The organism is Oceanobacillus indicireducens (genome assembly GCF_014647195.1).
GTDB lineage: Bacteria > Bacillota > Bacilli > Bacillales > Amphibacillaceae > Oceanobacillus > Oceanobacillus indicireducens.
On record NZ_BMOS01000054.1, the window covers coordinates 1 to 11,628 of the forward strand.

The 11,628-nt window shown below is 38.3% G+C and carries 11 protein-coding genes and 1 pseudogene; 8 read left to right on the top strand and 4 right to left on the bottom strand.

Features of this window, described 5'->3' with window-relative positions; all coding sequences use genetic code 11:
* The first annotated feature begins 58 nt into the window (after window positions 1–58).
* From IEX94_RS18715 to IEX94_RS18725, 3 genes and pseudogenes are all read left to right on the top strand, one after another.
* Window positions 59–355 carry a rhodanese-like domain-containing protein gene (locus tag IEX94_RS18715; RefSeq protein WP_156855764.1) on the top strand — a complete coding sequence of 99 codons (297 nt, stop codon included), beginning with the start codon at window positions 59–61 and terminating at the stop codon, window positions 353–355.
* 4 nt (window positions 356–359) lie between these two features.
* The gene (locus IEX94_RS18720; protein ID WP_156855765.1) at window positions 360–719 is read left to right on the top strand and encodes a rhodanese-like domain-containing protein; all 360 of its coding nucleotides are present in this window, start codon (window positions 360–362) and stop codon (window positions 717–719) included.
* Window positions 720–850: 131 nt separating this feature from the next.
* Window positions 851–1,086 (top strand): annotated as a pseudogene (locus IEX94_RS18725) (glutaredoxin family protein).
* Window positions 1,087–1,221: 135 nt separating this feature from the next.
* Here the strand turns inward: IEX94_RS18725 and IEX94_RS18730 are convergent.
* Both IEX94_RS18730 and IEX94_RS18735 read right to left on the bottom strand, forming a co-directional pair.
* Window positions 1,222–1,527, bottom strand: coding sequence for an iron-sulfur cluster assembly accessory protein (locus IEX94_RS18730; protein WP_156855767.1), 306 nt, complete (start codon window positions 1,525–1,527; stop codon window positions 1,222–1,224).
* A gap of 109 nt (window positions 1,528–1,636) precedes the next feature.
* Entirely contained in the window at window positions 1,637–1,879 is a 243-nt protein-coding gene (locus IEX94_RS18735) for an ROK family protein (protein WP_188859687.1), read from the bottom strand.
* 435 nt (window positions 1,880–2,314) lie between these two features.
* On the opposite strand from IEX94_RS18735, the gene IEX94_RS18740 reads away from it, so the two are divergent.
* The 5 genes from IEX94_RS18740 to IEX94_RS18760 all read left to right on the top strand — a co-directional run bounded on the left by IEX94_RS18740 (window position 2,315) and on the right by IEX94_RS18760 (window position 8,748).
* On the top strand, window positions 2,315–4,006 hold the full coding sequence (locus tag IEX94_RS18740; RefSeq protein WP_156855769.1) for an acyl-CoA dehydrogenase FadE: 1,692 nt from the start codon (window positions 2,315–2,317) through the stop codon (window positions 4,004–4,006).
* A 139-nt stretch (window positions 4,007–4,145) separates the two neighbouring features.
* Window positions 4,146–5,042: an NAD(P)-dependent oxidoreductase gene (locus tag IEX94_RS18745; protein WP_156855770.1), complete on the top strand. Its 897-nt coding sequence runs from the start codon at window positions 4,146–4,148 to the stop codon at window positions 5,040–5,042.
* Between the two features lie 107 nt (window positions 5,043–5,149).
* On the top strand, window positions 5,150–6,661 hold the full coding sequence (locus IEX94_RS18750) for a CoA-acylating methylmalonate-semialdehyde dehydrogenase (protein ID WP_188859691.1): 1,512 nt from the start codon (window positions 5,150–5,152) through the stop codon (window positions 6,659–6,661).
* A gap of 17 nt (window positions 6,662–6,678) precedes the next feature.
* A complete protein-coding gene (locus IEX94_RS18755) occupies window positions 6,679–7,464 on the top strand; it encodes an enoyl-CoA hydratase-related protein (RefSeq protein WP_156855772.1) in 786 nt (261 codons plus the stop codon).
* Between the two features lie 237 nt (window positions 7,465–7,701).
* Entirely contained in the window at window positions 7,702–8,748 is a 1,047-nt protein-coding gene (locus IEX94_RS18760; RefSeq protein WP_156855773.1) for an enoyl-CoA hydratase/isomerase family protein, read from the top strand.
* Between the two features lie 332 nt (window positions 8,749–9,080).
* Here the strand turns inward: IEX94_RS18760 and cypC are convergent, their stop codons facing one another.
* Both cypC and yidA read right to left on the bottom strand, forming a co-directional pair.
* The gene (gene cypC / locus IEX94_RS18770) at window positions 9,081–10,337 is read right to left on the bottom strand and encodes a CYP152 family fatty-acid peroxygenase CypC (protein WP_188859697.1); all 1,257 of its coding nucleotides are present in this window, start codon (window positions 10,335–10,337) and stop codon (window positions 9,081–9,083) included.
* 292 nt (window positions 10,338–10,629) lie between these two features.
* A complete protein-coding gene (gene yidA / locus IEX94_RS18775) occupies window positions 10,630–11,445 on the bottom strand; it encodes a sugar-phosphatase (protein WP_188859699.1) in 816 nt (271 codons plus the stop codon).
* Window positions 11,446–11,628: the final 183 nt, after the last annotated feature.

Genomic DNA, 11,628 nt, shown 5'->3' on the forward strand with positions numbered 1-11,628 from the left:
CTAAGAAAACAGGAGCATTTTGAAGATAATTGAAGTATATAGAGGGAGGTAATTTTAAATGAAAGAAATTACAGCAAAGGAATTAGAAAGAAAACGAGATGCAGGTGAAAAGTTAAATATCATCGACGTAAGGGAAGATGAAGAAGTGGAGATGGGAATCATTCCGGGAGCAAAACATATTCCACTAGGACAAATACCAGAGCGTCTAAATGAATTGAATAAAAATGAGCATTACTATATGGTCTGTCGTTCCGGTGGCAGGAGTGGAAGCGCATGTGATTTCCTAATCCAGAACGGCTACAATGTAACAAATATGGTTGGAGGCATGCTTGATTGGGAAGGAGAAGTGGAGTAATAAAATGAGCTTGATTCAGTGGATTATATTAATTGTTATTGTTGCATTTTTCGGAGTTCGCTTTATGCCGGTAAAAGGTATTATGAATATAAGTGTTCAAGAAGCTAAGAATAAATTCAAGGATCATAATGTGCAATTCATTGATGTTCGTACACCTGGTGAATATAAAGCAAATCACCGCAAACCGTTTCAAAATATTCCGCTCTCTAATCTAGCTAGTGAAGCAGGTTCGTTAGATAAGGAAAAAGAAGTAGTCGTTATCTGTCAAAGCGGAATGAGGAGTGCAAAAGCAGCAAAAATCCTTAAGAAAAAAGGGTTTCAAAAAATATCTAATGTTAAAGGTGGCATGGGTGCTTGGATTTAAAAAAGGAAGACTCTTTATAGGAAATTGCTGCTGATATTAATAATAGATTAATCGGTTGTATTGATAAGAGCAGGTAGTAATGTAAAGAGAAGAAAATGTATTGAAGCAACTTAAAAAATGGAGGTTTTATAATGGAAGCTAATATTACGGTGTATACAACAACACAATGTCCTTATTGCAAAATGATTAAAGAATTTTTAAATGAAAAGAAATTCCTTTCAAGGAAGTGAATGTTGAGAACGATCCAACTATGATGCAAAAGGTTGTTGAACAAACGGGACAAATGGGAGTTCCTCAAACAGAAATCAATGGTAAATGGGTCCTTGGGTTTGACCCGGAGAGAATCCTAGATGCGATTGAACAATAAAGTGAAACTTAAGTATATAAGAAAATACCTGTAGTGAAAACACTCTTTTTCAAGTGTCTTAACTACATTTTAGCAATACTTCCTTTTTTGTATGCGTAGGCGCATGAATCACTCATGTGCCTACTTTGTTTACTCTTAATGATGGACGTGTCCACCCTTTTTCGGATTCGTAATCGTAAATCCTGGATGGTCGCCGACATAGAAATATTGAATGAAAATACCATCGAGAAAATCTTCACGGCTATCAAGTAAAATATCGATTTCCTTATCTGTTTTCACGATTTCATCATGTTCTTTTGGTGTGTCAAGGCTGATGCCATAATGAGCATGATTACCGTGCATTTCTGTAATGTATACACGAATCATTTTACCTTCCGCTTCCTCCGTTGCAAGAATCTTATTTAATTCCTTCGCTGCATTACGATTAATTTTACATTTCATAGAAAAATCTCCAATCTTTAAAGTTGTTTTTTTATTATCTCATGAAATTTGCGTGGATGTCATTGTTTTTGATAATAGCGATGGATAAAGATTCTTAAGCTTTTTTCAGTTATACTTTAGTTATTTTATTCTCTGAGAAAAAGTAGGTAATCGCAATCGAAGTAGCGCCTAATGCGGTTGATAAATTATCAAGGGTCGAAAAACGAATTTCAGTATTTTGATGATGATAGACGGATAATCGTTCTTCAAGGATCCGGTCAATTGGATTAATGAGCCAATTCTTAAACCGAGCCATCCGATTACCAATAATAATGGCATCTGGATTAAATGTTTTTTTAGTGAGGGCAAGCAATGGTTTTTATATTTGCAGCATAATAGTGTACAACCTTTTCATTTTATTCACTAGCAATCTATGATTGAATTCAGTGTTCATTGTGATATTGAGTAAATCTATGGCTAACAATCAAAAATATATATTTTCTTTACTTTATATATACTTATACAATTGAATTATCCAAATATAATAATCATTTACAGTGAGCTCATGTATGTCTAACGCGAGAAAGGGGTCAAAGAGGGAGAATTAGGTTCATTAAAGATATTTTTATATGTACTAATCCCAGATTGAATTTACTTGACTTTCAATTGCGGCTTAGCTGATATGCGTAACAGTGAAAAAAACCTCGGCAGTTACAATCCCCTGTATTCATATTCATCCAGTTTTTGTGCGATGGAATGACCGCTGAGACAATTATGCTAGGAAGATGAATAAGTGAGGAGGAAGAAAATGGGGAGGAACCAGTCTCTTTCTAACAGTCAATCAATTTTTCCCAATGCGACGCCATCTTGTTTTACGGAAAAGAGCGAAGAGGAGACACTCATTGCTAAAACAATTGAACAGTTTCTTGAAAAAAACGTAATCCCGAGATTAAATGATTTAGAGGTCCATGATTATCAGACCATAAAACAGTTATTTTCCCAGGCGGGTGAACTAGGGCTGCTTGGTGCGGATGTCCCAGAAGCCTATGGGGGATTGGCAATGGGGAAAAAAACTGCTGGTTTAATTGCCGAAAAAATGGGTTTTGGGGGATCGTTTAGTGTTGCTTTTAATATACATACGGGTGCTGGCACATTACCATATGTATATTTCGGTACAGAAGTACAGAAAGAAACTTATGTAAGTAAACTTGCTTCGGGTGAGTGGATTGGTGCTTATGCTTTAACAGAGCCTGGTTCTGGTTCAGATGCTTTAGCTGCAAATACAACAGCCATACTGGATACGGAATCTGAAGAATGGATTTTAAATGGTGAAAAACAATGGATCACGAATGCCCATGTAGCAGATGTTTTTGTCGTATTTGCGAAAACAGCTGCGGGTATGACGGCATTTATTATAGAAAGAAAGTTATCAGGTGTTTCAATTGGACCTGAAGAAAATAAGCTGGGAATTAAAGGCTCTTCTACTGCGACACTTATCTTAGAAGATGTACGTATCCCAAAAGAAAATGTATTAGGAAAGGTTGGTAAAGGACATCATATTGCACTTAATATTATGAATTTAGCTAGGTTGAAGCTAGCATTTGCGAATATTGGTACCGCGAAACAAGCCTTGGAGCTAGCGGTTAACTATGGAAAAGAACGTAAACAATTTCAACAACCCATTACTAACTTTACAATGATTCAAGAGAAAATTGCTAATATGATAGTCGCTATATATGGTGCGGAAAGCGCTGCTTACTATACAGCTAGTTTACTAGACAAAATTGATTCACACCTTGAGGGTGGTAAAGATATAGTAAATAAATTATCTAATTTTGCGATGGATTGTGCAATTAATAAAGTATACGCATCAGAAACACTGGATTGGATCGTGGATGAATCATTACAAATCCATGGTGGTTATGGCTACATGCAGGATTACGAGATAGAGCGATTATACCGAGATGTGCGGATCAATCGAATTTTTGAAGGAACGAATGAAATTAATCGATTAACCATTACAAAGTTCTTTTTAAATAAATATGAAAAAGATTCGTCACTAATTGAGCAGGTGGAACGAATTGATCAACAAGGGAATCTATCTTTTGTCCAGCTGTCAGAAAGTTTACTATTAATTATTATGAAGACTTTACTTAACTTGGATAAAGAAAAGCTTCAAAATGAACAGGAATGTTCGCGTCTATTAGCAGATGTTATTCAAGAATTATATGTGATGAAGGCAGCAGTGTTACGTTGTGAGAAAGCCGCAACTAATCAGTCGATCCAAAAATTGATTACAGAAACCTTATGTGAAGAAGGGTACCGCAAAATAGAAAGAGCAGCAATATCGATTATTGCATCTATTGTGTCAGATAAGTCAACTAAACAAAGATTATTCGATGAAATGAAAGCCTTACCAGTACCTCTTTATACAAATTTATTTGCAAAAAAACGGAAACTAGCGATGGAAGTTGTTGATCATCAAGGCTATTTTATTTAAAAAACAACTGAGAGTAATGCCTGAAAGTTCGTAGTCGTATAGGGAAAGTTTTAAGGAGTTATAACATAGCTTAAATAATCGTATCCGCAAAAGTTTATAAAATTTAGAGCGCCTTCATACAAGATGAGGAGTGATTTTAATGGAAACGGAAAGGATAGGTTTTCTAGGCTTAGGGAATATGGGGTTTCCAATGGCAAGGAATCTGCTAGAAGCTGGATACACCGTGTATGGTGTTGATGTAAACAAGAATAGTGAGGAACTATTTTCTCAAGTTGGCGGTAAGGTAGGGTATACCGCGGAAACACTACCAAGTAAAACAAATATAATATTTACGAGTTTGCCAACACCTCAAATCGTAGAGAGTGTTTACTTAGGCCCGGATGGTTTGATTCAAAATGCAGTTACACCTTTGACTTTAATAGATTTAAGCACGATTTCACCATCCTTAAATCAAAAGATTGCAAAGGCTGCACAAGAGAGAGGAATTCGATATCTGGGTGCCCCTGTTAGCGGCAGTGTTAGTGGAGCTGAAACAGCAACGTTGACTATTATCGCCGGTGGAGAAAAAGAGGTATATAATTTTGCCCTCCCGTATTTTGAAGTAATCGGAAAGAGTTTCTTTCATGTTGGGGAAGATCATGGTTCAGGTTCGATTGTTAAGTTAATTAATAACCTTATGCTTGGTATTCATTCACAGGCCGTTGCAGAGGCCTTATCTATAGCTGATCAGGCGGGTCTGGAACATGATATTATATATGAAGTTATTGATAAATGTACCGGGCAGAGCGCTGCTTTTACTCGAAATTTTAAAAACTTTATTGCTCAAGACGAATATGGCGAAGGAGCTTTCACGAACGCACTCTTACTAAAAGATTTAAAACTTGCCAAGGAAGCATCTGACAATCTTAGTGTAAAATTGCCTGTTGGAAACACGCTTATAAAATATTTGGAAGAAAATATAAGTAACTATACCGATAAGGATATCTCATCGTTATATCTCTTGTTAACAAATCAAGAAACAAAAATATCGCAATAAACGGCGATCAGATTGAAAACGAGATGCTAACCTAAGATTATGTAGTATGAATAATGGATTGGAAAACTCGTTATAAAGTATTCTAATTATAATAGGAGGACTGGGTAATGGGGATAGTAACACTCGATGAAGTAACTCACTATATAAATGGACAGCAAGTTAAAGGGGAAAATGACAAATTCGGATATGTTTATAATCCTTCAACAGGTCAAAGGATTGCAACAGTTCCTTACGCTTCTATAAAAGAAGTAGATGAAACTGTACAATTGGCCAAAAAGGCGGCTAAAAGATGGGGTGCAACTTCTGTTGGTACAAGGATTCAAATCCTTTTTAAGTTTCGCGAATTGTTAGTAGAACATACAGAACAATTAGCAAAATTAATTGGGAAAGAAAATGGAAAAACAATTTCGGATGCCAAGGGTGAAATTGGCAGAGGAATAGAATCGGTTGACTTAGCAATTGGGGCACCACATCTAATAAAGGGTGAACACTCTGTTAATGTTGGCGGGGATATAAATGCTTACTCGATGAAACAGCCACTAGGTCTTGTTACATGTATCTCACCATTTAATTTTCCAGTCATGATACCGCTCGCAATGAGTGTGATGGCAGTTGCGGTTGGAAATGCAATGATTTTAAAACCATCTGAAAAAGTACCCTATTCTGCTTTGTTCTTGTCCAAACTTTGGGAAGAAGCAGGGTTACCGGATGGTGTGTGGAACGTCGTAAACGGAAATAAAGATACTGTAAACGCAATCGTTACGCACAAAGATGTAAAGGCAGTTAGTTTTGTCGGCTCTACGAAGGTGGCAGAAGTGATTTATGAAACGGCTACGAGACATCATAAAAGAGTTGCTGCCTTTGGTGGGGGTAAAAACCATATGGTAATCATGCCAGATGCAGACATTGATAAAGTGGTTGATTCATTTGTTGGAGCCGCTTATGGATCAGCCGGGCAACGCTGTATGGCAATATCCGTCGCGATGCCAGTAGGAAAGAAAACGACTGAGTTATTTACCAAAAAGCTCAGAACAAAGGTAGAAGCTTTAAAGGCAGGTTCGTATGATGATAAGGATGCTGATTTTGGTGCCTTAATTAGTAATGATGCCAAACAGGAAATATTACGTGCGATTGATGAAGCGGTAAATGAAGGTGCGAATATTGTTGTAGATGGCAGAAATCCAAAGGTAGAAAATAAGGAAGGTTTTTACCTGGATGCAACACTGTTAGATCATGTAACACCTGATATGAACATATATAAAGAAGAAGTATTTGGTCCGGTTCGCGTTATCGTTCCAGTTGAAACCCTTGAAAAAGCAATAGAATTAATTAATGATCATCAATTAGGTAATGGGGCAACGATATTCACAAATAATGGAAGATCCGCACGCATATTCACACAAGAAATTGAAGTTGGGATGACTGGTGTTAATGTTCCGATACCAATTCCAGTGGGTTATCATAATTTCGGAGGGTGGAAAGATTCCAGATTTGGAGAAGGGCAAATGTTTGGCCCAGATACTGCCCGTTTCTTTACAAAAATGAAAACAGTATCGGAAAGATGGTTTGATTGGGAAGATACGACTAATGAAACGAACTTTGATTTTCCAAGTAGCTGAACAGGGAGGATATTTCAATGGATTATCAACATTTAGCCTTGACAATCGAAAGTAAGATTGCAATGGTAGAAATAAACGCCCCACCTGCCAATACTTTATCTACAAAATGTATTACAGAATTACGTACAGCGGTTAAAGATTTAGCAAGTATGGAAGACATACAGGGAATTATAATTACAGGTGCCGGGCGTTTCTTTGTCGCTGGTGCTGATATAAAGGAGTTCGTACCTGCCCTCGGTGATGAACAAAAAGGATTAACAATGTCAGAAGCAGGTCAGTCACTTTGTAATGAAATAGAGGCATTACAGAAACCTGTCATCGCAGCTATTAATGGCCCGGCATTAGGGGGCGGTATGGAGTTAGCGATGGCATGCCATTTTCGGATTGCTTCAGAAAATGCTGTTTTCGGGCTTCCCGAATTGAAACTTGGTTTAATCCCGTCATTTGGTGGAACACAGAGGTTGAGTAGAATGACTAGTACAGCGACAGCTCTAGATTTAATCCTTACAAGTAAACAAATAACGAGCGATGAAGCTCAAGCACTTGATATTATACAAGTTATTGTCCCCTCGGAAGAACTTTTATTCACCGCATTAACAGTTGCGAAATCGTTTGTTGACGGAAAAAGTATGGAAAGTGTAAAACGAGCAATCGAGTGTGTGATAAAAGGAAATAATGAGACCTTAGAAGACGGTTTAGCAAGAGAAAGCAAACATTTCGGAGAACTTTTCTTAACGGCAGATGCAAAAGAGGGTGTTGAAGCTTTCATCGAAAAAAGAACGCCTAAGTTCAAACATTTATAAGGGAAGAGGGATAGGGGAGAACTGAGTGCTATTTTATCCCGTATTAACGGTCTGTAATACCCCCTCCCCTAAATAGGGAGGAAGCCCAACATGTGAAGGTAGGGGATATACAGTCCGTAAATACCTGATTCTGTTCAACTATCATTCAGTGGGGAGGGAAGGAATTCCCCACTGAATGAAGTTTCACTTTATGTCTGCAGTCCTCTTATCCTATGAAAATGAAGGAGTGTTCACGGCATGGGTAATATTTTATTTTCTATGAATGAGAACGGTGTTGCAACGATTACATTGAATCAACCGAAATCAATAAATGCTTTGACACACGATATGCTTGCGGCTATTAGAGAGAAGCTTCTAGCATGGGAACAGGATGATATGATTTGTATCATTATTCTCAAAGGTGCTGGTTCCAAAGGCTTTTGTGCCGGTGGGGATATTAAAGCATTGTATCAAGCGAGAGAACAACAACCAGATGCATTACAAGCGGCGGAACAATTTTTCACTGTGGAGTATCAAACCGATAAACTTGTAGCGCAATATTCTAAACCGATCATTGCCTGTCTGGATGGGATTGTTATGGGCGGAGGTGTTGGATTGTCCTATGGTGCAAGTCACCGTATTGTAACGGAGCGGACAAAGTGGGCCATGCCGGAAATGAACATTGGCTTTTTTCCAGATGTTGGGGCTGCCTACTTTTTGAATAAAGCTCCAGGCTACATAGGCCGTTATCTGGCATTAACAGCGACCATTTTGGGCGCGGCTGATGTCCTTTATATAAACGGTGCTGATCATTTTATCCCAAGTGCTCGGTTACCAGAGTTATTTAGTCAAATCGAGGCGACAAATTGGCATCATCGGAATAAGGAGGAAGCACTTCGGGAGCTACTGCAATCTAAAGCTATTTATCCTAAAACGGATGGTGAATTAGCTGTTTTACAACGAACAATTGATAAGCATTTTTCTTATTATACAATAGAAGAAATCGTAGAATCGTTAGCAGCTGATCCAAGTGAGTTTGCAGTAAAGACAAGGGCAACATTGTTATCCAAATCACCTGTTTCCCTGAAAGTTACTTTAGAACAATTAATTAGAGGAGAAGAAAAAACACTTGAAGCATGCTTGCAAACGGATTTGCTACTCGCGAGAAACTTTATGCGCCACAATGACTTTTTTGAAGGTGTTCGTTCCGTACTTATTGACAAAGATCAAAATCCGCAATATGAGTACAAGCAGCTAGCTAGCGTGTCGAAGGAATTGGTCAATGAATTTTTCGAGAAATCATAAAGAGGACTTTCCTTCAAGGTATACTAATTCGTCGCATATAAGTGTTTCAGATCCTATATCTTGTGTATTTGTTACACTGTTTAGTAGTGTGGCAGCAAGTGGACGACCATCCGACATTTATGACGCGGAAGGTTTTCCAAAACAATGATGGCTGGTACAGTTTTTTGGATTGGGAAGATTTAGGTCAGGAAGACAATTTCAGAGTTAAAGTGTTTGACGAGGATGATAAGGATATATGGAATTAACCGGTATAAGAATTAGGGGGAAATGAAGTGTAAGGATAGCACCGCCAAATAGCCCTTGTAATAGGAAAGGCTGTTTGGCGGTTGCAATTAAAGAAAGGAATCTATTTTTTTTCTAACGTTATGCAGTGCAATTTCAGGTGTATTTGGAATATCATTCACGCTTAAACTTAAATCTTGCTTTGGAATGTTGTAATCCATATGGTTAACTAAAAAATCCAGGCTTGTTTTCATAACTTCTAATGTCACCCATTCTCCGGCACAGCGATGACCGAGATAATGATCGCCGCCACCCTGAGGGATGAAGGAGAAAGGACTGTCGTTCCAATTCCTAAACCGTTCGGGATTGAATATGTCGGGATTATCCCAACTTTTCGGATGATGGTTCGTGCCGTAGAGATCTAATAAAGTTAATGTACCTTCTTTAAACGTAAAATCTCGCCATATGAAATCATTTTTTACAACCGCGACTGCAACCGGGAAGAAAGGATAGGCTCTTCTGACTTCTTGAACAAACATCTTGGCATATTCTTCGCCGCCAGTTTTGATTTTTTCTAGTTCTTGCGGATGCTCGTACAATGCTAAAACAAGAAAATTGATATAAACTGCATTAGCAACAATCGGACGGATAATATTGAGCATTTCAACTGCCGCTATTTTAGGGTCTAAATAGTTTCCCTCAAGATCTTGATGCCAAGAAAATTGGTATAGAGCGCTAGGTTCAGGTGGATTGATTTTACCGTCACGAACATCTTCTACAAGACCGCTCATCCATTTCTCCAACTTGTTTCGGTTTCTTCTTCCGGCCCAATGTGCGGGTCCGACACTAGCGGCAGACTCAAATAACGTCCCGATCTCATCCGTCAATTTGTCCATATCCTTTTCCACAATAACTCCAGCCCAGAGGCAGGAAGTACGTGTCAATACTTCTTCAATTTCTTTATAAAAGATTACGTCATCTATTTGCTCCCATTTTTCTATTGCCAATCGCAATTGCTGTTTAAATAATTGATTGAAATGTTGCAGGTTTTCGCGGGACATGATTGACATAAACATTGCTTTCCGATGTTTATGTGCATCTCCGTCCAGCCCTTGAACACCGCCTTTACCGAACAATGTTTCTTTTATCCGGTTGGGAGCAGCTCCTTCCCGTTGAAATTTACCTTCATCATAAAAAATTTCTGCTGCTTCCTCACCGACTAAACAGATGGTGCGCTGGCCAAGCAGACGGGTTTCAAACACATCAGAATCAAAACGATCCTGCCGGTTCATAATATACATGTATCCGTCTTTCAGTACATTTAGTGTGTTATCCAATCCGGTATCACGTGGCATTTCACGACTCATGTAAATCACTCCTATAGATGCAATAATAATGAAAAACTTGTTCTATTATTGATAATATCCTTTCAGACTTCCTGCTAAACAAAATCTCTCCTATCTCCTAAAATTATGGGTAGAAAAATGAATTATATGCACTTTATGGAGGATGAATGGCGTCTTTCATATAACAGAGAGAAATAAAAAAAGCGGACCACTAGTGGTTCGCTTTTTTGATGTTGGGGTATAGAATTGGGACAAAAGCTCTGACCCCATGTCCCGCTCGAACTAGGACAAGTGCTCTGACCCCGTGTCCCGATTATGCTTTGGCGAGGAGGAGTTTTTGGATGGCGTGGGCTACTCCGTCTTCGTTGTTTGTTAGGGTTTGGAAGTCAGCAACTTCTTTTAATTCTGGGATGGCGTTTTCCATTGCAACTCCGCATCCGGCATATTCAATCATTGACTTGTCATTACCATTGTCACCGATTGCCATGATTTCCGCTTGCTTAATACCGAGATTCTCAGCCAATCGTTTTACGGCATTTCCCTTCGTTGCTTTTAAATGGGTGAATTCCGAGAAATGTGGTGCGCTTTTTACCATTGCATACTTGTTCGCGAGCTCTTTTGGTAAATGTTTAAGTGCCTCACTCAGTTTCACTGGCTCATCGATAAACATAATATTCGGTATCGATTGCTCTTGTGGAAATTCATCAATTGGACAATATTCTAACGTGATATCATTCAGATAGGATTCAAGTACCGTGTATTTGCTGATTGTTTTATTAGGAGTATAAAGCTTCTCATGATCAAAGTAGTGCATCGGTATCTTCAATTCCATACTCAAATCATGTAGTTCAACAAGATGCTTATATTCAAGAGAGAACTCAGAGACAATTTCTCCAGTGTTTGTATTTTCGGTATAAGCACCATTATATGCGATTGCATAATCGTCTTCTTCATTTAAACCTAAATCGGCTATGTACTTTCGCATCCCAACAATTGGTCTGCCCGAACATAGTACAATTTTCGTTCCATGTTCTTTTGCCGCCCTTAATGTATCTTGTGTCTGTTTAGAAACTTGGTGATGATCGTTTAATAACGTACCGTCCATGTCAATTGCAATTAATTTATACATCTATACGCTCCATTCTTTTTATGCTACCTTCATTATACGATAAACTTAGCTGAATATCATTTCTCGCACTTGCTCATATTAAGAGAATAATTTACTTATAAAGTGAAACTTCATTCAGTGGGGAATTCCTTACCCCCCACTGAAACAATCATGGCTACGCTTTGCGTATCCACAAACTATAAT

Bases quoted from the DNA above. Each gene is read 5' to 3' on its own strand.
- IEX94_RS18755 (WP_156855772.1), top strand. From the start codon at position 6,679: ATGGATTATCAACATTTAGCCTTGACAATCGAAAGTAAGATTGCAATG.
- IEX94_RS18750 (WP_188859691.1), top strand. From the start codon at position 5,150: ATGGGGATAGTAACACTCGATGAAGTAACTCACTATATAAATGGACAG.
- IEX94_RS18720 (WP_156855765.1), top strand. From the start codon at position 360: ATGAGCTTGATTCAGTGGATTATATTAATTGTTATTGTTGCATTTTTC.
- IEX94_RS18745 (WP_156855770.1), top strand. From the start codon at position 4,146: ATGGAAACGGAAAGGATAGGTTTTCTAGGCTTAGGGAATATGGGGTTT.
- IEX94_RS18740 (WP_156855769.1), top strand. From the start codon at position 2,315: ATGGGGAGGAACCAGTCTCTTTCTAACAGTCAATCAATTTTTCCCAAT.
- IEX94_RS18760 (WP_156855773.1), top strand. From the start codon at position 7,702: ATGGGTAATATTTTATTTTCTATGAATGAGAACGGTGTTGCAACGATT.
- IEX94_RS18715 (WP_156855764.1), top strand. From the start codon at position 59: ATGAAAGAAATTACAGCAAAGGAATTAGAAAGAAAACGAGATGCAGGT.
- yidA (WP_188859699.1), bottom strand. From the start codon at position 11,445: ATGTATAAATTAATTGCAATTGACATGGACGGTACGTTATTAAACGAT.
- cypC (WP_188859697.1), bottom strand. From the start codon at position 10,337: ATGAGTCGTGAAATGCCACGTGATACCGGATTGGATAACACACTAAAT.
- IEX94_RS18730 (WP_156855767.1), bottom strand. From the start codon at position 1,527: ATGAAATGTAAAATTAATCGTAATGCAGCGAAGGAATTAAATAAGATT.